Source organism: Rhizobacter fulvus (genome assembly GCF_964020785.1).
The window spans coordinates 2,342,565-2,364,459 of the sequence record NZ_OZ224516.1 but is presented as its reverse complement, the minus strand read 5'-3'; the positions used below and the strand labels follow the sequence as shown (position 1 = coordinate 2,364,459).

The 21,895-nt window shown below is 68.4% G+C and carries 23 protein-coding genes; 19 read left to right on the top strand and 4 right to left on the bottom strand.

All coding sequences use genetic code 11. The features are described 5' to 3' along the window. Position 1 precedes the first annotated feature (1 nt). The 3 genes from ACWH49_RS11275 to ACWH49_RS11265 are packed head-to-tail and all read left to right on the top strand — an operon-like array spanning position 2 to position 3,020. On the top strand, positions 2-1,090 hold the full coding sequence (locus ACWH49_RS11275) for an ABC transporter permease (RefSeq protein WP_448171547.1): 1,089 nt from the start codon (positions 2-4) through the stop codon (positions 1,088-1,090). Continuing rightward, on the top strand, positions 1,087-2,682 hold the full coding sequence (locus ACWH49_RS11270) for an ABC transporter ATP-binding protein (RefSeq protein WP_448171546.1): 1,596 nt from the start codon (positions 1,087-1,089) through the stop codon (positions 2,680-2,682). The genes ACWH49_RS11275 and ACWH49_RS11270 overlap by 4 nt, the downstream gene beginning before the upstream one ends. 59 nt (positions 2,683-2,741) lie before the next feature. After that, positions 2,742-3,020, top strand: coding sequence for a DUF3297 family protein (locus ACWH49_RS11265; RefSeq protein WP_448171545.1), 279 nt, complete (start codon positions 2,742-2,744; stop codon positions 3,018-3,020). A gap of 13 nt (positions 3,021-3,033) precedes the next feature. On the opposite strand, the gene ACWH49_RS11260 is transcribed toward ACWH49_RS11265, so the two are convergent. Then, a complete protein-coding gene (locus tag ACWH49_RS11260; RefSeq protein ID WP_448171544.1) occupies positions 3,034-3,624 on the bottom strand; it encodes a 2-hydroxychromene-2-carboxylate isomerase in 591 nt (196 codons plus the stop codon). 108 nt (positions 3,625-3,732) lie between these two features. Between ACWH49_RS11260 and ACWH49_RS11255 the strand changes: the two genes are divergently transcribed. Then, positions 3,733-4,296 carry a TetR/AcrR family transcriptional regulator gene (locus ACWH49_RS11255; RefSeq protein WP_448171543.1) on the top strand — a complete coding sequence of 188 codons (564 nt, stop codon included), beginning with the start codon at positions 3,733-3,735 and terminating at the stop codon, positions 4,294-4,296. Positions 4,297-4,361: 65 nt separating this feature from the next. Further along, positions 4,362-5,102 (top strand): SDR family oxidoreductase, encoded by a 741-nt coding sequence (locus ACWH49_RS11250; protein ID WP_448171542.1) that lies wholly within the window; start codon positions 4,362-4,364, stop codon positions 5,100-5,102. 1 nt (position 5,103) lies between these two features. On the opposite strand, the gene ACWH49_RS11245 is transcribed toward ACWH49_RS11250, so the two are convergent. Next, on the bottom strand, positions 5,104-5,481 hold the full coding sequence (locus ACWH49_RS11245; RefSeq protein WP_448171541.1) for a hypothetical protein: 378 nt from the start codon (positions 5,479-5,481) through the stop codon (positions 5,104-5,106). Next, on the bottom strand, positions 5,478-6,089 hold the full coding sequence (gene gstA / locus ACWH49_RS11240; protein ID WP_448171540.1) for a glutathione transferase GstA: 612 nt from the start codon (positions 6,087-6,089) through the stop codon (positions 5,478-5,480). The genes ACWH49_RS11245 and gstA overlap by 4 nt, the downstream gene beginning before the upstream one ends. Positions 6,090-6,227: 138 nt before the next feature. Here gstA and ACWH49_RS11235 point away from each other — a divergent pair, with 138 nt between their 5' ends. The 10 genes from ACWH49_RS11235 (at position 6,228) to ACWH49_RS11190 (ending at position 15,847) form a co-directional block, all read left to right on the top strand. Next, the gene (locus ACWH49_RS11235; RefSeq protein WP_448171539.1) at positions 6,228-7,139 is read left to right on the top strand and encodes a pirin family protein; all 912 of its coding nucleotides are present in this window, start codon (positions 6,228-6,230) and stop codon (positions 7,137-7,139) included. A gap of 42 nt (positions 7,140-7,181) precedes the next feature. Then, on the top strand, positions 7,182-7,550 hold the full coding sequence (locus tag ACWH49_RS11230; protein ID WP_056471321.1) for a glutaredoxin: 369 nt from the start codon (positions 7,182-7,184) through the stop codon (positions 7,548-7,550). Beyond that, a complete protein-coding gene (locus tag ACWH49_RS11225; RefSeq protein ID WP_448171538.1) occupies positions 7,547-9,031 on the top strand; it encodes an alpha/beta hydrolase in 1,485 nt (494 codons plus the stop codon). Before ACWH49_RS11230 ends, ACWH49_RS11225 begins: the two co-directional genes overlap by 4 nt. Continuing rightward, positions 9,028-9,834, top strand: a complete 807-nt coding sequence (locus ACWH49_RS11220; RefSeq protein ID WP_082549362.1) for an ABC transporter ATP-binding protein — start codon at positions 9,028-9,030, stop codon at positions 9,832-9,834. The genes ACWH49_RS11225 and ACWH49_RS11220 overlap by 4 nt, the downstream gene beginning before the upstream one ends. Then, complete coding sequence (locus tag ACWH49_RS11215) at positions 9,831-11,003, top strand: ABC transporter permease (protein ID WP_448171537.1); 1,173 nt, start codon at positions 9,831-9,833, stop codon at positions 11,001-11,003. The genes ACWH49_RS11220 and ACWH49_RS11215 overlap by 4 nt, the downstream gene beginning before the upstream one ends. Then, on the top strand, positions 11,003-11,479 hold the full coding sequence (locus tag ACWH49_RS11210; protein ID WP_448171536.1) for a GNAT family N-acetyltransferase: 477 nt from the start codon (positions 11,003-11,005) through the stop codon (positions 11,477-11,479). The genes ACWH49_RS11215 and ACWH49_RS11210 overlap by 1 nt, the downstream gene beginning before the upstream one ends. Positions 11,480-11,540: 61 nt before the next feature. Beyond that, a complete protein-coding gene (gene mnmG, locus ACWH49_RS11205) occupies positions 11,541-13,514 on the top strand; it encodes a tRNA uridine-5-carboxymethylaminomethyl(34) synthesis enzyme MnmG (RefSeq protein ID WP_448171535.1) in 1,974 nt (657 codons plus the stop codon). Positions 13,515-13,517: 3 nt separating this feature from the next. Next, positions 13,518-14,174: a 16S rRNA (guanine(527)-N(7))-methyltransferase RsmG gene (gene rsmG / locus ACWH49_RS11200; RefSeq protein ID WP_448171534.1), complete on the top strand. Its 657-nt coding sequence runs from the start codon at positions 13,518-13,520 to the stop codon at positions 14,172-14,174. A 90-nt stretch (positions 14,175-14,264) separates the two neighbouring features. Then, entirely contained in the window at positions 14,265-15,050 is a 786-nt protein-coding gene (locus ACWH49_RS11195; RefSeq protein WP_448171533.1) for a ParA family protein, read from the top strand. Then, positions 15,047-15,847, top strand: a complete 801-nt coding sequence (locus ACWH49_RS11190) for a GNAT family N-acetyltransferase (protein ID WP_448171532.1) — start codon at positions 15,047-15,049, stop codon at positions 15,845-15,847. Before ACWH49_RS11195 ends, ACWH49_RS11190 begins: the two co-directional genes overlap by 4 nt. 15 nt (positions 15,848-15,862) lie before the next feature. On the opposite strand, the gene argC is transcribed toward ACWH49_RS11190, so the two are convergent. After that, the gene (gene argC, locus ACWH49_RS11185; protein ID WP_448171531.1) at positions 15,863-16,804 is read right to left on the bottom strand and encodes an N-acetyl-gamma-glutamyl-phosphate reductase; all 942 of its coding nucleotides are present in this window, start codon (positions 16,802-16,804) and stop codon (positions 15,863-15,865) included. A gap of 48 nt (positions 16,805-16,852) precedes the next feature. On the opposite strand from argC, the gene ACWH49_RS11180 reads away from it, so the two are divergent. The 4 genes from ACWH49_RS11180 to ACWH49_RS11165 all read left to right on the top strand — a co-directional run bounded on the left by ACWH49_RS11180 (position 16,853) and on the right by ACWH49_RS11165 (position 21,884). Then, on the top strand, positions 16,853-17,401 hold the full coding sequence (locus ACWH49_RS11180; protein ID WP_448171530.1) for an RBBP9/YdeN family alpha/beta hydrolase: 549 nt from the start codon (positions 16,853-16,855) through the stop codon (positions 17,399-17,401). 17 nt (positions 17,402-17,418) lie between these two features. Then, the gene (locus ACWH49_RS11175) at positions 17,419-18,333 is read left to right on the top strand and encodes a ParB/RepB/Spo0J family partition protein (RefSeq protein WP_448171529.1); all 915 of its coding nucleotides are present in this window, start codon (positions 17,419-17,421) and stop codon (positions 18,331-18,333) included. 319 nt (positions 18,334-18,652) lie between these two features. Then, positions 18,653-20,575 carry a PrkA family serine protein kinase gene (locus ACWH49_RS11170; RefSeq protein ID WP_056471355.1) on the top strand — a complete coding sequence of 641 codons (1,923 nt, stop codon included), beginning with the start codon at positions 18,653-18,655 and terminating at the stop codon, positions 20,573-20,575. Positions 20,576-20,603: 28 nt separating this feature from the next. Beyond that, complete coding sequence (locus tag ACWH49_RS11165; protein ID WP_448171528.1) at positions 20,604-21,884, top strand: YeaH/YhbH family protein; 1,281 nt, start codon at positions 20,604-20,606, stop codon at positions 21,882-21,884. Positions 21,885-21,895: the final 11 nt, after the last annotated feature.

The following is a 21,895-nucleotide window of genomic DNA, read 5'->3' as shown; positions in this document are numbered from 1 at the left end:
CATGAGCGCGATTCCGACACCCCTGCCGGCAGCCCCGACCGCGCCAGCCCTCGCACCGGTGGCTCACGCGAAGCCGATGTCACCGAATCAACGCGCCTGGGCGCGCTTCAAGCGCAACCGGCTCGGCTACTGGTCGCTGTGGATCTTCAGCGTGCTGTTGTTCCTCGCGACCTTCGCGGAACTGGTCAGCAACGACCGGCCGCTGCTCGCGCGCTACAACGGCGAACTGGTCACGCCGCTGTTCCACAACCCGCCCGAGACCCGCTTCGGCGGCGACTTCGGCACGCCCACCGACTGGAAGGACCCGTTCGTGCGCGAGCAGTTCGCCAAGCCGGGCAACTGGGCGGTGTTCACGCTCAACGAGCACTCCGACCAGTCGCAGGACTACTTCCTGAAAGCGCCCGCGCCCTCGGCGCCGAGCGCGCAGAACCTGCTCGGCACCGACGGCGACTCGCACGACATGGTTGCCAAGCTGATCTACGGCTTCCGCGTCAGCATCTGGTTCGCGTTCGCGCTGACGCTGGTCGGCACCGTGCTCGGCATCCTGGCCGGCGCGGTACAGGGCTACTTCGGCGGTCGCACCGACCTCTTCCTGCAGCGCATCTTCGAGATCTGGGGCGCGGTTCCCGAGCTGTACCTGCTGATCATCTTCGCGTCGATCTTCGAGCCGTCGATGCTGTTGCTGCTGGTGCTGCTGTCGCTGTGGGGCTGGCTCGGCCTGTCCGACTACGTGCGCGCCGAGTTCCTGCGCAACCGCGGGCTCGAGTTCGTCAAGGCGGCGCGCGCGCTGGGCCTGTCGAACGCGCAGATCATCTGGCGCCACGTGCTGCCGAACTCGCTGACGCCGGTCATCACCTTCCTGCCGTTCCGGATGAGCGCGGCGATCATCGCGCTGACCTCGCTCGACTTCCTCGGCCTCGGCGTGCCGCAAGGCACGCCGTCGCTCGGCGAACTGCTGCGCCAGGGCAAGGCCAACCTCGACGCCTGGTGGATCATCTTCCCGACCTTCGCGGTGCTGGTGCTGACCATGCTGCTGCTGACCTTCATCGGCGACGCGCTGCGCGACGCCTTCGACACCCGCAAATCATGACCACGCCCCTCCTGTCGGTCGAGCACCTGACGGTGCGCTTCGGCGCGAGCACCGTCGTCGACGACGTGTCGTTCGCGATCGCGCCGGGCGAGAAATTCGCACTCGTCGGCGAATCGGGTTCGGGCAAGTCGATCACCGCGCTGTCGGTGCTGCGGCTGGTCGATGCGGCGACGACGAGCGGCGCGATCCGCTTCGACGGCGCCGACCTGCTGAAGAAGTCCGAGCGCGAGATGCGCGGCATCCGCGGCGCCGACATCGCGATGATCTTCCAGGAGCCGATGACGGCGCTGAACCCGCTTTACACGGTGGGCAACCAGATCGGCGAGGTGCTGGAGCTGCACGAGGGCCTGCGCAAGAACCAGGCGCGCGAGCGCGCGATCGAGCTGCTGCGGCGTACCGGCATCCCGGAACCCGAACGCCGCATCGACGCGTTCCCGCACCAGCTCTCGGGCGGCCAGCGGCAGCGCGCGATGATCGCGATGGCGCTCGCCTGCAAGCCCAAGCTGCTGATCTGCGACGAGCCGACCACCGCGCTCGATGTGACGATCCAGGCCCAGATCCTCGCGCTGCTCGATGAATTGCAGGCCGAGATGGGCATGGCGCTGCTGTTCATCACGCACGACCTGAACCTGGTGCGACGCTTCACCCACCGCGTCGGCGTGATGGAGCGCGGCAAGCTGATCGAGAGCGGCGAGACCGCTGCGGTGTTCGCCAGGCCGCAACACCCCTACACGCGCAAGCTGATGGCGAGCCGGCCGCAGCGCGTCGTCGAGCCGCTGGCCGCGGACGCGCCGATCCTGCTGTCCGGCCGCGATGTCGGCGTGAACTTCGCGATCGCGCAAGGCTGGTTCGGCAAGCGCGTGTTCGAGGCGGTGCGCCGCGCCACGCTGCAGCTGAAGCGCGGCGAGACGCTCGGCATCGTCGGCGAATCGGGCTCGGGCAAGACGACGCTGGGCATGGCGCTTCTCGCACTGCAGCCGATCGCGAGCGGCGAGGTCGAGATGGGCGGCCAGCGCATCGACAACGCCGACCGCGGCGTGCTGCGCGCGATGCGCAAGCGCATGCAGGTCGTGTTCCAGGATCCGTTCGCGTCGCTGAGCCCGCGCATGACGGTCGGCCAGATCGTCGGCGAGGGGCTGGCGCTGCACCGACCCGAGCTGACCCGATCGGCGCGCGACAAGCTGGTGCTGGACATGCTCGCCGAAGTCGGCCTGAGCGAAGCGAACGGCGTGTTCAACGTGCTGCAGCGCTACCCGCACGAGTTCTCGGGCGGCCAGCGCCAGCGGATCGCGATCGCGCGCGCGGTGGTGCTGAGGCCCGAGGTGCTGGTGCTGGACGAGCCGACCTCGGCGCTCGATGTCTCGGTGCAGCAGCAGGTGCTCGCGTTGCTGGCCGAGCTGCAGCGCCACTACGGACTGAGCTACGTGTTCATCAGCCACGATCTGGCGGTGGTGCGGGCGATGTCGCACCGCGTGATGGTGATGCAGAACGGGGACGTGATCGAGGAGGGCGAGGCGCTCGCGCTGTTCGACGCGCCGCGCGAGGACTACACCCGCCGCCTGCTCGCGGCCGCGCACCTGGCGGCGGCCTGAATTTCGTCGGGCGCGGCTTCTGGCATGCTCCGCCACCTGCTTCCACTGGCCCGTTCCGAATGACCGATTCCGCCCCCGCCCCCATCCCTGCCCCCGAGACAGCGTCGAAGCCCGAGCTGCCCGACCGCCTGTCGGTCGACCCGCGCAGCCGCCATCACGTGGCGGCCGTGTTCGAGCACCCGATCGGCATCCGCCTGAACGGCAAGGAGCGCTTCGATGTCGAGGAGTACTGCATCAGCGAAGGCTGGGTGCGCGTGCCCGCCGGGAAGACCCTGGATCGCAAGGGTCAGCCGTTGATGATCCAGCTGAAGGGGCGCGTCGAAGCGTTCTACCGCTGAGCGCGGGTCGGCCTCAGGCCAGCGCCTCGCGCACGGCGTCGAGCCGGTCCTGGCCGAAGAACATCTCGGTGCCGACGAACATCGTCGGCGCGCCGAACACCCCGCGCGCGACGGCCTCCTCGGTGGTCGCGCGCAGGGCGGCCTTGACCTCGGCGTCGTTCGCCCAGCCCATCACTTCCGCAGGCTCGAAGCCGGCGACCGCCAGGGCCTTGGCGGCCGTGGCCGGATCGTTCAGGTTCTGCGGCTCGACCCACATCGCGTGGAAGACGCCGCGCAGGTACGCATCGAGGCGCGCCGGCGCGCGCAGCTGCACGCCGGTGGCGCCACGCATCAGCACCAGCGTGTTGATCGGAAAGAACGGGTTCGAGGCGAGCGGCACGCCGTAGCGGCGCGCATGGCGAGCCATGTCGGTGTCCATGTAGCGGGCCTTGGCCGGCACGTTGGCGGGCGAGGCGTTGCCGGTCGCCTGGAACACGCCGCCGAGCAGCATCGGCCGGTAGACGAGTTCGGCCCCCGCCTGCGCGCACAGCCCGGGCAGCTGCGTCCACGCCAGGTAGGTCGTCGGGCTGCCGACATCGAAGAAGAACTCGACTTGCTTGCTCATGGCATCATCCCGATTCAATCAACGATCGTTCACTGAACGGATTGAATGTGAGGCTCCGGCCGGTGTCAACCGGGCGAGTCTCTAGCGTTTCCGGAAAGGTCGACCGCCGTGCGCTACGCCGCCACCCACAAGCAGGAAACCCGCGCGAAGCTGCTCGCCAGCAGCCGCGCGATCGCCAAGAAGGGCGGCTTCGCCTCGACCGGCGTCGATGCGCTGATGGCCGCGATCGGCCTGACCGGCGGCGCGTTCTACAGCCACTTCAAGTCCAAGGACGAGCTGTTCGCGGCGATCGTCGCGCAGGAGATGGACAACAGCACCGCGATGCTGGCCGGCGACGACGACTCGGCGCCCGACCATGTCGAGAAGGCACTGCGCGGCTATCTGAGCACCCGCCACGCACTGCATCCCGAAGCCGGCTGTGCGCTGACCACGCTCGGGCCCGAGATCGCGCGCGCCGACCCGGCCGTGCGCGCCGGCGTGGAACGCGCGCTCAAGAAACTGCAGCGCAGCTGGAGCGGGCGGCTGGACGGCGACGGCGACAAGGCCTGGGCGCTCCTGGCGCAGTGCGTCGGGGCGATCGTGATGGCGCGGGTGATCGAAAGCGAGCGCACGCGGCAGGAGATCCTCGCCGCGAGCCGCCGCTCGGTCGAGAGGGCGACGCGGGCGGATTGACAGCCGTCGGCGCGTCGCCTACCGTCAATGCCTGAACGATCGTTTTTCAAACCAGGAGGCAGGGCATGACCACGGACACGGACCGCCCCGGCGTCGCGCTGGTGATCGGGGCCGGCGACGCCACCGGCGGCACGATCGCGAAGCGCTTCGCCGCCGGCGGCTACACCGCCTGCGTGACGCGCCGCGAGGCCGACAAGCTCGAGCCGCTGCTGCAGTCGATCCGCGCGGCCGGTGGCCGGGCCCACGGCTTCGGCTCCGACGCGCGCAAGGAAGATGAAGTGGTCGCGCTGGTCGAGCGGATCGAGCGCGAGATCGGCCCCATCGAGGTGCTGGTGTTCAACATCGGTGCCAACGTGCCGTGCAGCGTGCTCGACGAGACCGCGCGCAAATACTTCAAGATCTGGGAGATGGCCTGCTTCGGCGGCTTTCTCAACGGGCGCGAGGTCGCGAAGCGCATGGTCGCGCGCGGCCGCGGCACGATCATCTTCACCGGTGCGACCGCGGCGCTTCGCGGGGCCGCGAACTTCGCGGCGTTCGCCGGCGCGAAGCACGCGCTGCGCGCGCTGGCGCAGAGCATGGCGCGCGAGCTCGGGCCGCAGGGCGTGCATGTCGCGCACGTGGTGGTCGACGGCGCGATCGACACCGAGTTCATCCGCAGCAGCTTCCCCGAGCGCTACGCGCTGAAGGAGCAGGACGGCATCCTGAACCCCGAGCACATCGCCGAGAACTACTGGCACCTGCACCTGCAGCCGCGCGATGCGTGGACCTTCGAGCTCGATCTGCGCCCCTACATGGAGCGCTGGTGAATCAGCGCTTCGCGGACGAGAAGCGAACCTCGTAGCGCGAGCGGCGGTCGTTGTCGACGAACTGCAGCGTCGGGCCGAGCCATTCGTAGGGGGCGGTGAACTCGTCGATCTGCACCACGTGGTGCATCACGATCACGTCGACCTGGCTGCTGTGGAGCTTCAGGTTGTAGACGATGTCGTCGACGCGCATGCGCAGCGAGCCGTCCGCGCGCAGATCGACCTGCGCCGGGCCGCAACTCGGCGGCATCGGCAAGGTGGCCACGCAGAGTTCGGCCGCATGGCGGCCGACGTCGGGTCGCGATGGCGGCGCGGCAACCGCCAGGCCGCCGACCGCCGATGCGAGCAGCGCGGCAACGATCGGCCGCGCCGCTGCCCTCACTTCACCAGGCCTTCGGCCTTCATGGCCGCCTGCACCGCCGGGCGTGCCGCCATGCGGGCCTGGAACGCGCCGAGGTTCTTCAGCTTCGAGATGTCGATGCCGGTGTGCGCGGTCCAGTTGGTGACCGTGAACAGGTAGGCATCGGCGATCGAGAACGCGTCGCCCATCAGGTACTGCTTGCCTTCGAGCTGCTGGTCGACCCATTCGAGCTTGGACAGCGCCTTGGCGCGGATCACGGCCTTGCCCTCTTCCGGCATGGCCGGATTGAACAGCCCGCCGATGCCCTTGTGCAGCTCGCTGGTGACGAAGTTCAGCCACTCCTGCAGGCGGTAGCGGGCCATCGTCCCGTTGGCCGGCGCGAGGTTCTTGGCCGGCACCTGGTCGGCGATGTACTGGGTGATGGCCGGGCCTTCGGTCAGGCGATCGCCGCCGTCGAGCTCGAGCATGGGCACCTGGCCCTTGGGCGCGACCGGGTAGTAGTCGCTGCCGTCGGCGGCGAGCGTGTGGGTCTTCAGGTCGGCCTTGACCAGCGTGAACGGCAGGCCCGCTTCGTTGAGGACGATGTGCGGGGCGAGCGAGCAGGCGCCGGGGCTGTAGTAGAGCTTCATGGTCGGTCAGTCGGAAGTCGGGGGACCCGCATTACACCGCGTTCCGGACAACCGCGCTGACGGGCCGTTCAAGCGCTTTGAAGGATGTGTGCAGTCGCCGCCGTTTGCGTGGCGCGGACGCGGCACTACATTGATCCCATGAACACCACCACCTCCTCCATCCCGGCCGCCTCTTCCACGCTTCGGCGCTCGCGCCAGGTCGAGCGGCTCGTGCGCGGCCAACCCACGTCCGACGGCGACGGTGTCAAGCTGACCCGCGTGCTGACCCAGCCGCTGCAGAAGCGGCTCGATCCGTTCCTGATGCTCGACGCCTTCGGCAGCGACGCCGCGAGCGACTACATCGGCGGCTTCCCGAGCCACCCGCACCGTGGCTTCGAGACCGTGACGATCATGCTGGAGGGCCGCATGCGGCACCAGGACAGCGTCGGCAACGTCGGCCTGCTGGAGCCGGGCAGCGTGCAGTGGATGACGGCCGGGCGCGGCATCATCCACTCGGAGATGCCGGAGCAGGACGAAGGCCGCATGGCCGGCTTCCAGCTGTGGGTGAACCTCGCGGCAAAGGACAAGATGCAGCCGCCCGCTTACCGCGACGTGCCGCCGGCCGATGTGCCGGTGGTGACGCTCGACGGCGGTGTCAGCGTGCGCGTGATCGCCGGCAGCGCGCTCGGCGTGACCGGCGCGGTGACGCGGCCGACGACCGAGCCGCTGGTGCTCGACATCGTGCTGCCGGCCGGCCGCTCATTCGAGGCTGCGCTGCCTCCGGGGCACAACGCGTTCGCGTACGTGTACGGCGGCGGCGTGGTGACGATCGGCGACGGCCAGGCTGCCAACAGCGCGGCGCGCATCGAAAGCGAGCGCATGGCGATTCTCGCGAACGACGCGCAGGCCGATGGCGTGCGGTTCACCGCCGAGTCGAACGCCCGCGTGCTGCTGGTCGCCGGCGCGCCGCTGAACGAGCCGATCGCGCAGTACGGCCCGTTTGTGATGAACTCGACCGCCGAGATTCATCAAGCCGTGGCCGACTTCCAGCGCGGCGCGCTCGCGGTGTAGGCTAGGCTCTCGGCTTTCCAGACCACGGAAGGCCGAGACACCATGCCCCGCCAGACGCTCGACGACTCCCGCCTCCACCCTGCGATCCGCGACAAGGTCGAGAACCTGCACGCGGACATCGTGCACAACGTCAACGCGGCGGCGCTGTCGAACCCGGTGCTCGTCGTCGGCATGGCCGGCAACCCGCACTGCCGGCGCGCCCGGCGGCTGCTCGAGGAAGCGGCGATCCCATTCCACTACCTCGGCTACGGCAGCTACCTGGCCGAATGGCGGCCGCGCGGGGCGCTCAAGGCCTGGACCGGCTGGCCGACCTTTCCGATGGTGTTCGTGAAAGGCAACCTCATCGGCGGCGCTGCGGACCTGGAGCGGCTGATCAAGAGCGGCGAGATCAAGCGCCTCCTCGGCGAATGACGCGGGCGGCCGTGCGGTGCAGCGCGCTCGCGCTGGCCGGCCTGCTGGCGGCCGGCGCGGTGCAGGCGCAGGTGTCGTCGCTGGTCGACTGCCGCGTCGCCGGGCTGCGCAACAGCGTCAAATGCGGCGTGGTGCCGCGCGCACTCGATCCGGCGCGGCCGGACGGTCCGAAGATCGACATCAAGTACGTCGTCGTGCCCGCGATGGCGCGGCGCAAGCTGCCGGATCCGGTGTTCCTGATCGCCGGTGGCCCGGGTCAGAGCGCGATCGACGTGGCGCCGCAGGTCATGCCGCTGTTCACTCGGCTCAACAACCGCCGCGACATCGTCTTCGTCGACCAGCGCGGGACGGGCCAGAGCGCGCCCTTGACCTGCCCCGATGCCAAGCGCGAGAGTCTGGCCGAGCAGGCCGACGAAGGTGCGCAGCTGCGCCAGCTGCAGGAGTGCAAAGCCGCGCTGCTGAACAAGCCGTACATCCGGGCACCCGAGGACCTGGGCTTCTTCACGACGACGCTGGCGATGGGCGACCTGGACGCGGTGCGGGCGCAACTCGGCGCGCCGCAGGTCGACCTGGTCGGCGTCTCGTACGGCACGCGCGCGGTGCTCGAGTACATGCGACTGTTCCCGGGCGCGGTGCGCCGCGCGGTGCTCGATTCGGTCGCGCCACCGGACATGGTGTTGCCGACCAGCTTCTCCACCGACGGGCAGGCCGCGCTCGATGCGCTGCTGACCGCGTGCGAACGCGAGCCCGGCTGCGCCACCTCGTACCCGACGCTGCGCACGGACTGGGCGGCACTGCTCGCCGGCCTGCCCAAGCCCGTGAGCGCACCGCACCCGCTGAGCGGCGCGAGGGAGAACTTCACGCTGACGCGCGAGATGGTGCTCGGTGCGGTGCGCGGTGCGCTCTACAACCCCGCGATGGCCGCCGCGCTCCCGGCCGCGATCACCGCGGCGAAGGCCGGGCACTACGAGGGCCTCGTCGGCATGGGTTCGCTGCTCGGCTCGCGGCGCGGGCTGCAACTGGCGATCGGCATGCACTTCTCGGTCGTCTGCGCGGAGGACATGCCGCTGGTGGCCAAGGCCACCGACGCGCCGGGCGCCGACTTCGGCAACGCGCAGGCCCGGGTCTACCAGCGCGCGTGCGCCGACTGGCCGCGCGGCGCGGTGCCGGACGCGTTCTACCGGATCCCGCCGTCGCGCACGCCGGTGCTGCTGCTCAGCGGCGGGCTCGATCCGGCCACGCCGCCGCGCCACGGCGCGCGCGTGGCGGCGGCGCTCGGGCCGGCGGCGCAGCACGTGATCGTGCCGAACGCGGGCCACAGCGTGCTTGGCGTCGGCTGCGCGCGCGACGTGCTGTTCCGCTTCATCGACGCGGCCGAGGACGCGGCGGCAACCGCGGTCGACGCCGGCTGCCTGAAGGCGATCCCGCGGCCCGGCGTGTTCCACCCGATCGATCTCGACGCGGGCCGTGCAAAGCCATGATCCACATCGAACACCTCGCCAAGTCGTTCTCGGCCCCGGCGGGCGGCGCGCGGCGGCTGGCGCTGAAGCGCACGCCGCCCCGCATCGTGCACGCGGCACGCGACGTCAACCTGCACGCCCCGGACGGCCACATCACCGGCCTGCTCGGCCCGAACGGGGCCGGCAAGACGACGACGCTGCGGATGCTCGCCGGCCTGATTCCCGCGGATGCGGGCCGGATGCAGGTGGATGACATCGATGTGAGCGCTCGCCCGCGTGCAGCGCTTGCGCGCATGGGCGTACTCTCGGACGCCCGTGGCCTGTACCCGCGGCTCACGGCGCGCGAGAACATCGCCTATTACGGCCGCCTCCAAGGCATGCCGGCCGACGCGGCCGACGCGCGCGCCGAGTCGCTGGCCAGCATGTTCGACATGCGCGCGCTGCTCGATCGCCGCACCGACGGCTTCAGCCAGGGCGAGCGCATGAAGACGGCGCTGGCGCGCGCGCTGGTGCACGACCCGGCCAACATCATCCTCGACGAGCCGACCAACGGCCTTGATGTGCTCGCCACCCGCGCGCTGCGCGAGAGCCTGCGCTGGCTGCGCACGCCCGCGGGCGGCGCGAAGTGCATCGTGTTCTCCACGCACATCATGCAGGAGGTGGAACGGCTGTGCGACAGCGTCGTCGTCGTCGCGCACGGGCGCACGGTGGCGAGCGGCACGGTCGACGAACTGCTCGCGCAGACGGGCGAGACCGACTTCGAGGAGGCGTTCGTCAAGCTCGCATTCGCCGAGGAGCAGGCGCAGCAGGGAGCCGCGGCATGAAGCGCCTCGCGACCGTCCTGACGATCTACCGCAAGGAGATCGTCGACGCGCTGCGCGACCGCCGCACGCTGCTGACCGTGCTCGCGTCGTCGGTGCTGATGGGGCCGCTGGTGCTGCTGGCGATCTCGGCGCTGGTGGCGTCGCTGGAAGCGAATGCGGAACAGCGCGAGGTCGCGATCGCCGGCCTAGAACGCGCGCCCACGCTGGTCAACTTCATCGCCCGCCAGACCTACACCGTGAAACCCGCGCCGGCCGACTACGAGCAGCGGCTGCGCAAGGCCACGCTGGCGGACGCGGTCGTCGTGGTGCCGGACGACTTCGAGGCGGCGCTGGTGCGGGGCGAAGCGCCGATCGTCGAGATCGTCTCCGACAGCGCCAACCAGCGCTCGCAGGCCAGCGCGGCGCGCGCGGCGCGGCTGGTCGAAGGCTTCAGCCGCGAACGCGCGCTGCTGACGCTGGCGCTGCGCGGCGTCTCGCCCGACGCGCTCGAGCCGCTGCGCGTGGCCGAGCGCGACCTGGCCAGCACGCAGACGCGCGCGACGCAGATCACCGGCATGCTGCCGTTCTTCGTGCTGATGGCGGTACTCACCGGCGCGCTCAATGCGGCGCTCGACACCACCGCCGGCGAGCGCGAGCGCGGCTCGCTGGAACCGCTGCTGATGAACCCGGCCGAGCGCTGGGTACTGGTGCTCGGCAAGTGGGGGGCGGTCGCGAGCGTCGGCATGCTGATCGCAGTGCTGGCGTGTTCCAGCTTCCTGCCCGGCCAGTGGTTGCTGCGCAGCGACACGCTGGCGGCGATGTTCCAGTACGGGGTGCCGGAGCTGCTGCGGTTCCTGGTCGTGCTGCTGCCGTTCGCCGCCGCGGCATCGGCGCTGCTGATGGCGGTGGCGATCCGCTGCAAGACCTTCAAGGAGGCGCAGGCAAGCACCACCGTCGTGATGCTCGCGGCCTCGCTGCTGCCATTGATCAACGTGTTCAGCCTCGGTGAGGAATCGCCCTGGTATCTCTGGGTGCCGGCGCTCGCGCAAAACGTTCTGATGACGCATGTGCTGAAGGGCGAGGCGCTCGGCATCGACCGGCTGGCGCCGCCGCTGCTGGTGTGCGCGGCGATCGCCGCGGCCTCGGTCTGGTTCGTCGCGCGCACCCTGCGCAGCGCGGCGGTGCGGTGATGGACCGCCCCGCCCTGCCGCCGCCGGCCTGGCGCTGGTGCCGCTTCGACGAACTGAGCGTGATCGAGCTCGATGCGATCTACCGCGCACGCCAGCAGGTCTTCACGATCGAACAGCAGTGCATCTATCTGGATGCGGACGGCCACGATGCGCATTCGCACCACCTCGCGGCGTGGGCGGGCGACGACCGGACGCTGCCGCTCGCCTACGCGCGGCTCGTGCACCCCGGGCGCAAGTACGCGGAGCCCTCGATCGGCCGCGTGATCACGACCGAGGCGGCGCGCGGCACCGGCCTGGGCCGCGAGCTCGTCGGGCGGGCGACGGCGCTGTGCGTGCAGACCTATCCGGCCCGCGGCATCCGCATCTCGGCGCAGACGCGGCTCGAGCGCTTCTACGCCGGGTTCGGTTTCGTCGCGGTCGGTGCGCCGTACCTCGAGGACGGCATCCCGCACACCGAGATGCTGCGGCACCCCTGACCGTGACGTGCCGGCGGGCACTCCCTACAATCCGGGGTGCTCAAAAAATAGGCAAGACGAGATGCTGTTCCCGAAGGAATTCGACGTGATCGTGGTCGGCGGCGGCCACGCCGGCACCGAGGCTGCGCTCGCGTCGGCGCGCATGGGGGCGGCCACGCTGCTGCTGACCCACAACATCGAGACGCTCGGCCAGATGAGCTGCAACCCGTCGATCGGCGGCATTGGCAAGGGGCACCTGGTGAAAGAGGTCGACGCGCTGGGCGGGGCGATGGCGGCCGCGACCGACGAAGCCGGCATCCAGTTCCGCATCCTGAACGGCTCGAAGGGTCCTGCCGTGCGCGCAACCCGCGCGCAGGCGGATCGCATCCTGTACAGGGCCGCGATCCGCCAGCGCATCGAGAACCAGCCGAACTTGTGGTTGTTTCAAGGCGCCTGCGATGACCTGATCCTCGACGGGGACAGGATCGCCGGCGCGATTACGCAAGTGGGCATTCGCTTCAAGTCTCGTGCGGTCGTGCTGACTGCCGGAACGTTCCTCGACGGGAAAGTGCACGTCGGCTTGCAGAGCCACAGCGCCGGTCGCGCCGGCGATCCGCCGGCGGTGGCGCTGTCGGCCCGCCTGAAAGAGCTGAAACTGCCGCAAGGCCGCCTGAAGACGGGCACGCCGCCGCGCCTGGACGGCCGCACCATCGACTTCAGCGTGCTGACCGAACAGCCGGGTGATCTGGATCCGGTGCCGGTGTTCAGCTTCATGGGCGACGCGTCGCAGCATCCGCGCCAGCTGCCCTGCTGGATCACCCACACCAACGAACGCACCCACGCGATCATCCGCGCCGGCTTCGACCGCAGCCCGATGTTCACCGGCCTGATCGACGGCGTCGGCCCGCGATACTGCCCGAGCATCGAGGACAAGGTGAACCGGTTCGCGGACAAGGATTCGCACCAGATCTTCCTCGAGCCCGAAGGCCTGACGACGCACGAGTTCTACCCGAACGGCATTTCCACCTCGCTGCCGTTCGACGTGCAGCTCGCTGCGGTGCACAGCATGGCCGGGCTGGAGAACGCGCACATCCTGCGGCCGGGCTACGCGATCGAATACGACTACTTCGACCCCCGCGAGCTGAAGGCGTCGTTCGAGACGCGCTCGATCGGCGGGCTCTACTTCGCCGGCCAGATCAACGGCACGACGGGCTACGAGGAAGCCGCGGCCCAAGGTCTGTTCGCGGGCATCAATGCGGCGCTGCAAGTGCGTGGGGACGCACCGTGGCTGCCCCGGCGTGACCAGGCCTACCTCGGCGTTCTGGTCGACGACCTGATCACCAAGGGCGTGACCGAGCCGTACCGCATGTTCACCAGCCGCGCCGAGTTCCGGTTGCAGCTGCGTGAGGACAACGCGGACATGCGACTGACCGAGGCCGGTCGATCGATGGGGCTGGTCGACGACGCGCGTTGGGCTGCGTTCAACCGGAAGCGGGATGCGGTTGCGCGAGAGACCGAGCGAATGAAGTCGACCTGGGTACAACCTTCGAGCCTGTCGGCCGAGAATGCCACCCGCCTGCTGGGCGCACCGATCGAGCACGAGTACAGCCTGGCCGATCTGCTGAAGCGGCCGGATGTCGAGTTCGACCGCCTGGCCGAGATTGCACACATCGCGCGCCCGGACATCGCTGTTTCACGTGAAACACTGCGAGCCGAGTTCGGCGTGTCGCTGGCGGATTCGGTGATCGAGCAGGCCCAGATCTCGATCAAGTACGCCGGCTACATCGACAAGCAGATCCGCGATGTCGAGCGCGCCGGGTCGTTCGAATCGCTGCGGCTGCCGGATGACCTCGACTATGCGCAGGTCACGGCGCTGTCGTTCGAGGCCCGCCAAAAGCTGGCCAAGCACCGCCCCGAGACATTGGGCCAAGCCTCGCGCCTGTCCGGCATCACGCCGGCTGCGGTCTCGTTGCTGCTGGTGCACTTGAAGAAGGGCAAGTTCAAGGGCTTCGCGACGCCTCCTGCCGACGCCGAGTCGATAACGTCGGCGCGTTGAGCGATGGTTGCCACGACTGGGGCGCTGCGCCCCGCCTTGCGCACCATCACTGCTGAACTTGCGCTGGACCTCACCGAGCAGCAGGCCGATACCCTTCTCGGCTATCTGGCGCTGCTGCAGCGCTGGAACGCCCACTACAATCTGACTTCGGTGCGGGATCCGGCGCAGATGCTGACCCACCATCTCGCCGATTGCCTCGCGATCATGGCACCGCTGCGCCGCCTGGTCGGCACCTCCCCGCTGCGCGTGCTGGACGTCGGCAGCGGCGGCGGCTTGCCCGGGGTGCTCATCGCGGCCTTGAACCCGGAGGTCGAGGTGACCTGTGTCGATACCGTCGGCAAGAAGGCGGCCTTCGTCCAGCAGGTCGCCGGAGAGCTGCGGCTGAAGAACCTCCATGCGGCGCATTCGCGCGTCGAGAACCTGGTGACCGCACCGTTCGACCTGATCACCGCTCGGGCGTTCGCGTCGCTGGAAGACTTCATTGCGTTGACCCGGGCACGGCTCGCCGTCGGCGGAATCTGGCTCGCGATGAAGGGGAAGACGCCGACCGCGGAGATCGAGTCCCTGCCGGCCGACATCGACGTGTTTCACGTGGAACAACTGGCGGTGCCCGGCCTGGATGCCGAACGCTGCATCGTCTGGATGCGCCCCAAGGGCTGAAACAGCGCCGGTCGCGGGTGCCGCTCTCCCTATAATTCCCCCTCTACGCCGGGGCACTCGCCCTCCTCCCAACCCCTTTCTCGAGCGCCAATGGCCAGGATTTTCTGCATCGCGAATCAGAAAGGCGGCGTCGGCAAGACCACGACGACGGTCAACCTTGCGGCGGGTTTGTCGCAAATCGGCAAGCGCGTGCTGGTGGTCGACCTGGACCCCCAGGGCAACGCGACGATGGGTTCAGGGGTCGACAAACGCGCGCTGGACCTGACCGTCTATGACGTCCTGCTCGAAAACGCGTCGATTGCGGAAGCTCGTCAGGTCCATACCAAGGCGGGCTACGACGTGCTGGGCGCCAACCGCGAGCTGGCGGGTGCCGAAGTGGAGCTGGTCGAGCTCGAACGCCGCAACGGCCGGCTCAAGGGGGCGCTGCAGGCGGTGCGGGACGACTACGATTTCGTGCTGATCGACTGCCCGCCTTCGCTGAGCCTGTTGACGCTGAACGGCCTGTGCAGCGCCCACGGTGTCGTCGTGCCGATGCAGTGCGAGTATTTCGCGCTCGAAGGCTTGAGCGACCTGGTCAACACGATCAAGCAGGTGCATGCCAACCTCAACCCCGATCTGGAGATCATCGGCCTGCTGCGCGTGATGTTCGACCCCCGCATCACGCTGCAGCAGCAGGTCAGCGAACAGCTCAAGGCGCATTTCGGCGAGAAGGTGTTCAACACCGTGATTCCGCGCAATGTGCGGCTGGCCGAGGCGCCGAGTTACGGGCTACCGGGCGTCGTGTTCGACCCGGCGTCCAAGGGCGCGATCGCGTTCGTCGAGTTCGCGAAGGAAATGTCGCAGCGCCTGGGCGCACCGGTGCGCGTTGCCGCGTGACCCCCGGCCCCACCTCGGCGCTCCCCTCCGGTCCGGCTCTTTCCCTGTTGTCGCGAATCGAAGACGCCGGTCTGAATGCCAGCGCGCCCACGCAGCAGCGCTGGGTCGATGGGTGGCTGGTGCGCTTTTCGCCCGGCAAGGCCAAGCGGGCCCGCTGCATCAACGCGGTGGCCGACGGACGGCTGCCGATTGTCGAGCGGCTCGCCGTCTGTGAAGCGGTGTTCGCCGAGGCCGGCCTGCCGCTGATCGTGCGGATCACCCCATTCACGCGGCCTGCCGAGCTGGACGCGCATCTCGAAAGTCGAGGCATGCGCCGCTTCGATGACACCCGCGTGATGGTGCTCGGCGAGCTGGGCCGCCTCGCGGCGCGGCCGGCTGCACGCGGCATCACGATCACGGCGATCGGCGCCCACGCCTTCGCGCGCCGCGTCGGCAGTTTCCGCGGCTCGCCGCTCGCTCAGCAGCAAGCGCAAGCGGAACGTCTGATCAACTCGCCGGTGCCTTTCAGCGCGTACGAGCTGCAGGAGGACGGAGAGGCGGTCGCCTGCGGACAGTTTGCCCGCGAGGGCGAACTGGTCGGCCTGTACGACGTGTTCACCGCGCCCGCCGCGCGTGGCCGAGGCCTCGCAGGCGTGCTGTGCCGCCACCTGCTGGTCGAAGCGCAGGCGCAAGGGGCGCGCCACGCCTACCTGCAGGTCGAAGGCGACAATCACGCCGCCCGGGCCGTGTACCACCGCCTCGGCTTCACCGATGGCTACGCGTACCACTACCGCACGCGCGATCCCTCTGCCGCCTGAGCGGCGCCGCGGGCGTCAGAGCCCCTTGGACTCGTCCACGCCGAGGTGCACGTTCATCGACTGGACCGCCGCGCCGCTCGCCCCCTTGCCCAGGTTGTCCAGCCGGGCCATCAGGATCAGCTGGTGGTCGTTGGCGAACACGAAGATGTCGACACGATTGGTGTCGTTGCACGCCTGGACGTCGAAGAAGCCGTCTTCCAGCGTCGGCGCATCCCGCAACGGCATCACGCGGACGAAGCGCTCGCCCGCGTAGCGCTTTTCGAACGCGGCTTGAACCGACTCCGGCGTGGCGCTCGCCGACAACTGCGAAAGATGTAAGGGCACGCTTACCGTCAATCCCTTGTAGAACTTGCCGACGATTGGCAGGAAGATCGGCTTCGTGGCAAGCCCCGTGTGCGCCGTCATCTCCGGCACGTGCTTGTGGCCGAGGCCGAGCGCGTAGGGGCGCGGCGCGTCGAGCCGCGCGTCGCCGCCGGCCTCGTACTGCTCGATCATCTTCTTGCCGCCACCCGAGTAACCGGTGATCGAACTGGCCGAGATCGGCAGCCCGGGCGGCACCAGGCCGGCATCGACCAGCGGGCGCAGCAGCAGGATGAATGCCGACGCATGGCAGCCAGGGTTCGAGATGCGCTTCGAGTCGCGGATGAGTTGACGCTGCGACGGCGCCAGCTCCGGCAGCCCGAAGGCCCAGCCCGGCGCGGTGCGGTGCGCGGTACTGGCATCGATCAGGCAGGTGTTCGGGTTGGTGACCAACGCCGCCGCCTCCTTGGCCGCCGCATCGGGCAGGCACAGGAACGCCACGTCGGCCGCGTTCAGCAAGCGCGCGCGCTCCGCAGCATCCTTGCGCTTGTCGGCATCGATGCGCAGGACCTCGATGTCGTCGCGCTGCGCGAGATACTCGTGGATGCGCAGGCCGGTCGTGCCCTCCTGGCCATCTACAAAAGCGCGGTAAGCCATGGCACCTTCTCCTTCAAAACAGCAACTCGCAAGGATAAACCAGCGCCCATGACCGACGATGCCACCACGCCCCGCATCCTGCTGCTCCCCGGCTGGCTCGACTCCGACGCCGCGCACTGGCAGACGCGTTGGGAGGCGCTGCATGGCGACCGCCGCGTGCAACAGGACGACTGGCAGTGGCCGCGGCGCGGCGACTGGATGGCGCGGCTCGACGAAGCGCTGCTGGCGTCCGACACGCCCGCGGTGCTGGTCGCGCACAGCCTGGGCTGCCTGCTCGTCGCCGCGTGGGCGGCCCACTCGCAGCACACGGCGCGGGCGCGCGGCGCGCTGCTGGTCGCGCCGCCGGATGCCGAGCGGGACGACATGCCGCCGCACCTGTTCAGCTGGCGCCCGATCGTCCGCACGCGCCTGCCGTTCGCGAGCGTGGTCGTCATCAGCAGCGACGATCCGTATTGCGATGCATTGCGCGCACAGCAATTCGCAAGCGACTGGGGCGCGCAGTCGTTCGACGCCGGCCCGCGCGGTCACCTGAACGGCGAGTCGGGCCTGGGCGACTGGCCGCAGGGTCGCGCCCTGCTGCGGACCCTGCTCGACTGATCACCGACAATCCGCGCATGGTCACCAAGAAACCCAAAGGCCTCGGCCTCGGCCTCGAAGCGCTTCTCGGCCCGCGAGTCAAAGAGGCCGGCGACACGCCCGCCACGGTCAGCGACGGCGTGCCGCACACCCTGAAGCTCGCGCAGCTGCAGCCCGGCAAGTACCAGCCACGCACGCGCATGGACGAAGGCTCGTTGTACGAGCTGGCCGAGAGCATCAAGGCGCAGGGCGTGATGCAGCCGATCCTGGTGCGACCGGTCGGCGGCGACCGCTTCGAGATCATCGCCGGCGAACGCCGAACGCGCGCCGCGCGCCTGGCCGGGCTCGACGAGGTGCCGGTGCTGGTGAAGGACGTGCCGGACGAATCCGCCGCGGCGATGGCGCTGATCGAGAACATCCAGCGCGAAGACCTCAACCCGCTCGAGGAAGCGCAAGGCCTGAAGCGCTTGACCGACGAGTTCGGCCTCACGCACGAACTCGCGGCGAAGGCGGTCGGTCGCTCGCGCAGCGCGGCCAGCAACCTGCTGCGATTGTTGAACCTGACCGAGCCGGTGCAGCAGATGCTGATGGCTGGCGACATCGACATGGGCCACGCACGCGCACTGCTTCCGCTCGACGGCGCACAGCAGATCCTCAGCGCCAACGCGATCGTCTCGAAGAAGCTCTCGGTGCGCGAAGCCGAGAAGCTGGTCGCCCGCGCGAGCGCGAGCAGCAGCGCCGGCCGTCAGACGCCGTTGCTGCGCTCGCGCCACGACAAGCCGCGCGACCTGCAACGCATCGAACAGGAACTGTCGGATGCGTTGACGGCACAGGTCGACATCCGCGTGAAGAAGCGGACCAAACGCGGCGAACAGGGCGAGGTCGCGATCGCCTTCGGCTCGCTCGACGAACTCACCGGGTTGCTGCACAAGCTCGGCCTGCCGCCACGCTGAGAACCGTCGCACGGAACTTCATGCATCCAGCGGCGCTCTGTGACGTAACAGGGTCAACCGGCAGCGCATCGGCACGTTGTTTGCTAAACACCCGTACCGACATTTGTTGTTGTGCGAGCCCATCGAAAAGGGTGGTCTTGAACCTTGTACTCGAAGGACCGCCTGGCGCAGAATGAACGAAGCTTGATTCACACACCGCTCCGCTGAAACGGAAAGCTCTGATGGCGCCCCACCGGGTTTCATCAGAACTTCCCCAAGACGTTGAAGCCGAAGGCATCGCCCGCTTCAACGTCTCCTTGGCAACCACCCAGGAGTCAGCATGGACGTGATCAGCAACTTTGCCGCTCGGTTCGAACGCAGCCGCGAAGAAGAACTCTCGATCGAGGAGTACCTCGCCGAGTGCAAGCGCAACCCGATTGCGTATGCGACCGCCGCCGAGCGCATGCTCAAGGCGATCGGCGAACCCAAGTTCGTCGACACGCGCAACGACCCGCGCATGTCGCGGCTGTTCGCGAACAAGGTCATCAAGATCTACCCTGCGTTCGCCGAGTTCTACGGCATGGAAGACGCGATCGAACAGGTCGTCTCGTACTTCCGCCATGCCGCCCAGGGCCTCGAGGAAAAGAAGCAGATCCTCTACCTGCTGGGCCCGGTCGGCGGCGGCAAGAGCTCGATCGCCGAGCGCCTGAAGCAGTTGATGGAGCACGTGCCGTTCTACGCGATCAAGGGGTCGCCGGTGAACGAATCGCCGCTCGGGCTGTTCGACCCGACCGAAGACGGGCCATTGCTCGAGAAGGAGTACGGCATCCCCGCGCGCTACCTGCAGCGCATCCTCAGTCCGTGGGCCGTCAAGCGCCTCGAAGAGTACGGCGGCGACATCCGCAAGTTCAAGGTCGTCAAGCGCCTGCCGAGCGTGCTGAAGCAGGTCGGCGTCGCGAAGACCGAGCCCGGCGACGAGAACAACCAGGACATCTCGGCACTGGTCGGCAAGGTCGACATCCGCAAGCTCGAGACCTATGCGCAGGACGACCCGGACGCCTACAGCTTCTCCGGCGGCCTGTGCCTGGCGAACCAGGGCCTGCTCGAGTTCGTCGAGATGTTCAAGGCGCCGATCAAGGTGCTGCACCCGCTGCTCACCGCCACGCAGGAAGGCAACTTCAAGGGCACCGAAGGCTTCGGCGCGATCCCGTTCGACGGCATCGTGCTCGCGCACAGCAACGAGAGCGAGTGGAAGACCTTCCGCAACAACAAGAACAACGAGGCGTTCCTCGACCGCATCTACATCGTCAAGGTGCCGTACTGCCTGCGCGTCTCGGAGGAAGTGAAGATCTACGAGAAGCTGCTGCGCGGCTCGTCCCTGGTCGACGCCAAGTGCGCCCCCGGGACGCTGAAGATGATGAGCCAGTTCGCGATGCTGACGCGTCTGAAAGAGCCCGAGAACTCGTCGCTGTACTCGAAGATGCAGATCTACGACGGCGAGAACCTCAAGGACACCGACCCGCGCGCCAAGAGCTACCAGGAGTACCGCGACTATGCCGGGGTCGACGAAGGCATGAGCGGCGTGTCGACGCGCTTCGCGTTCAAGATCCTTTCGAAGGTCTTCAACTTCGACCCGGCAGAAGTCGCCGCGAACCCGGTGCACCTGATGTACGTGCTCGAACAGCAGATCGAGCGCGAGCAATTCCCGGCGGAGCTCGAGCAGAAGTACCTGGGCTTCATCAAGGAACATCTGTCGGCCCGCTATGCCGAGTTCATCGGCAAGGAAATCCAGACTGCGTACCTGGAGAGCTACAGCGAGTACGGTCAGAACATCTTCGACCGCTACGTGACCTACGCCGACTACTGGATCCAGGACCAAGAGTACCGCGACACCGACACCGGCGAAGTGTTCGATCGCGCCTCGCTGAACGCCGAACTCGAGAAGATCGAGAAGCCCGCCGGCATCAGCAACCCGAAGGACTTCCGCAACGAGATCGTCAATTTCGTGCTGCGGGCGCGGGCCAGCAACGCCGGCAAGAACCCGCTGTGGACCAGCTACGAGAAGCTGCGCACCGTGATCGAGAAGAAGATGTTCTCGAACACCGAGGAGTTGCTGCCGGTCATCAGTTTCAACGCCAAGGCCAGCGCCGACGAGGCCAAGAAGCACGAGAACTTCGTCAACCGGATGGTCGAGAAGGGCTACACGGCCAAGCAGGTCCGTCTTCTTTGCGAGTGGTACCTGAGGGTGCGCAAGAGCAGCTGATCCGCCCGGGGCGACCAACGGAGTATTCATGCTTCAGCAGATCATCGATCGCAGGCTCGCAGGCAAGAACAAGTCGATCGGCAACCGCGAGCGCTTCCTGCGTCGCCACCACGCGCAGGTGCGCGATGCCGTGCGGCGCGCGGTCGACGGCCGCGGCATCCGCGACATGGAGCGCGGCGAAGACATCCGCATCCCGAAGAAGGACATCTCCGAGCCGGTATTCGGCCACGGCCCCGGCGGTACCCGCGAGATGGTGCACCCGGGCAACCAGGAGTACGTGACCGGCGACCAGATCGAGCGGCCCAAGGGCGGCGGCGGCAAGGGCAGCGGCAAGGGCGAGGCCGGCGACTCCGGGGAAGGTGAAGACGATTTCGTCTTCCACCTGACCAAGGAAGAGTTCATGCAGATCTTCTTCGACGATCTCGCGCTGCCACGCATGACGCAGACGCAGCTCGCCGAGACGCCCGAATGGAAGAGCCATCGCGCCGGCTTCGTCAGCGACGGCACGCCGAGCAACCTCAGCGTCGTGCGCTCGATGCGCGGCGCGATCGGACGACGGCTCGCCATCGGCGCGGGCTCGCGCGGTGAGTTGCGCGAACTCGAGGAGCAACTCGCCGCGCTGCTCCTCGAACCCGCCAGCGAATTGCGCGACGCGCACCGCGACGACCTGATGCTGCGCATCGATGCGCTGAAGAACCGGTTGTCGCGAATCCCCTACCTCGACCCGATCGACCTGCGCTTCCGCAGCCGCGTTCGCGTGCCGGTGCCGACCACCAAGGCGGTGATGTTCTGCCTGATGGACGTGTCAGGCTCGATGGACGAGGCGCGCAAGGAGCTGTCCAAGCGCTTCTTCATCCTGCTGTACCTGTTCCTGACGCGGCACTACGACAAGATCGAGCTGGTCTTCATCCGCCACCACACGCAGGCGCAGGAAGTGGACGAGGAGAACTTCTTCCACGCCCGCGAGACCGGCGGCACCGTCGTGTCGAGCGCGCTGGTGCTGATGGACGAGATCATCAAGGCGCGCTACTCGCCGACCGAATGGAACATCTACGGCGCGCAGGCCAGCGACGGCGACAACTGGCACCACGACAGCGGCCGCTGCCGCGAGATCCTGACCGAGAGCCTGCTGCCCGCCTGCCGCTATTTCGCGTACGTTCAGGTCGCGGAGGAAGAGCAAAACCTGTGGGAAGAGTACTCGCGCCTGCAGGAGAGCCACCCGGCGTTCGCGATGCGCAAGGTCACGCAGGCATCGCAGATCTACCCGGTCTTCCGCGAACTCTTCAAGAAGGAAGGCGCGGCGGCATGAGAAGGGCACCA

Bases quoted from the DNA above. Each gene is read 5' to 3' on its own strand.
- ACWH49_RS11275 (WP_448171547.1), top strand. From the start codon at position 2: ATGAGCGCGATTCCGACACCCCTGCCGGCAGCCCCGACCGCGCCAGCC.
- ACWH49_RS11270 (WP_448171546.1), top strand. From the start codon at position 1,087: ATGACCACGCCCCTCCTGTCGGTCGAGCACCTGACGGTGCGCTTCGGC.
- ACWH49_RS11265 (WP_448171545.1), top strand. From the start codon at position 2,742: ATGACCGATTCCGCCCCCGCCCCCATCCCTGCCCCCGAGACAGCGTCG.
- ACWH49_RS11260 (WP_448171544.1), bottom strand. From the start codon at position 3,624: ATGAGCAAGCAAGTCGAGTTCTTCTTCGATGTCGGCAGCCCGACGACC.
- ACWH49_RS11250 (WP_448171542.1), top strand. From the start codon at position 4,362: ATGACCACGGACACGGACCGCCCCGGCGTCGCGCTGGTGATCGGGGCC.
- gstA (WP_448171540.1), bottom strand. From the start codon at position 6,089: ATGAAGCTCTACTACAGCCCCGGCGCCTGCTCGCTCGCCCCGCACATC.
- ACWH49_RS11235 (WP_448171539.1), top strand. From the start codon at position 6,228: ATGAACACCACCACCTCCTCCATCCCGGCCGCCTCTTCCACGCTTCGG.
- ACWH49_RS11230 (WP_056471321.1), top strand. From the start codon at position 7,182: ATGCCCCGCCAGACGCTCGACGACTCCCGCCTCCACCCTGCGATCCGC.
- ACWH49_RS11225 (WP_448171538.1), top strand. From the start codon at position 7,547: ATGACGCGGGCGGCCGTGCGGTGCAGCGCGCTCGCGCTGGCCGGCCTG.
- ACWH49_RS11220 (WP_082549362.1), top strand. From the start codon at position 9,028: ATGATCCACATCGAACACCTCGCCAAGTCGTTCTCGGCCCCGGCGGGC.
- ACWH49_RS11215 (WP_448171537.1), top strand. From the start codon at position 9,831: ATGAAGCGCCTCGCGACCGTCCTGACGATCTACCGCAAGGAGATCGTC.
- ACWH49_RS11210 (WP_448171536.1), top strand. From the start codon at position 11,003: ATGGACCGCCCCGCCCTGCCGCCGCCGGCCTGGCGCTGGTGCCGCTTC.
- mnmG (WP_448171535.1), top strand. From the start codon at position 11,541: ATGCTGTTCCCGAAGGAATTCGACGTGATCGTGGTCGGCGGCGGCCAC.
- rsmG (WP_448171534.1), top strand. From the start codon at position 13,518: ATGGTTGCCACGACTGGGGCGCTGCGCCCCGCCTTGCGCACCATCACT.
- ACWH49_RS11195 (WP_448171533.1), top strand. From the start codon at position 14,265: ATGGCCAGGATTTTCTGCATCGCGAATCAGAAAGGCGGCGTCGGCAAG.
- argC (WP_448171531.1), bottom strand. From the start codon at position 16,804: ATGGCTTACCGCGCTTTTGTAGATGGCCAGGAGGGCACGACCGGCCTG.
- ACWH49_RS11180 (WP_448171530.1), top strand. From the start codon at position 16,853: ATGACCGACGATGCCACCACGCCCCGCATCCTGCTGCTCCCCGGCTGG.
- ACWH49_RS11175 (WP_448171529.1), top strand. From the start codon at position 17,419: ATGGTCACCAAGAAACCCAAAGGCCTCGGCCTCGGCCTCGAAGCGCTT.
- ACWH49_RS11170 (WP_056471355.1), top strand. From the start codon at position 18,653: ATGGACGTGATCAGCAACTTTGCCGCTCGGTTCGAACGCAGCCGCGAA.
- ACWH49_RS11165 (WP_448171528.1), top strand. From the start codon at position 20,604: ATGCTTCAGCAGATCATCGATCGCAGGCTCGCAGGCAAGAACAAGTCG.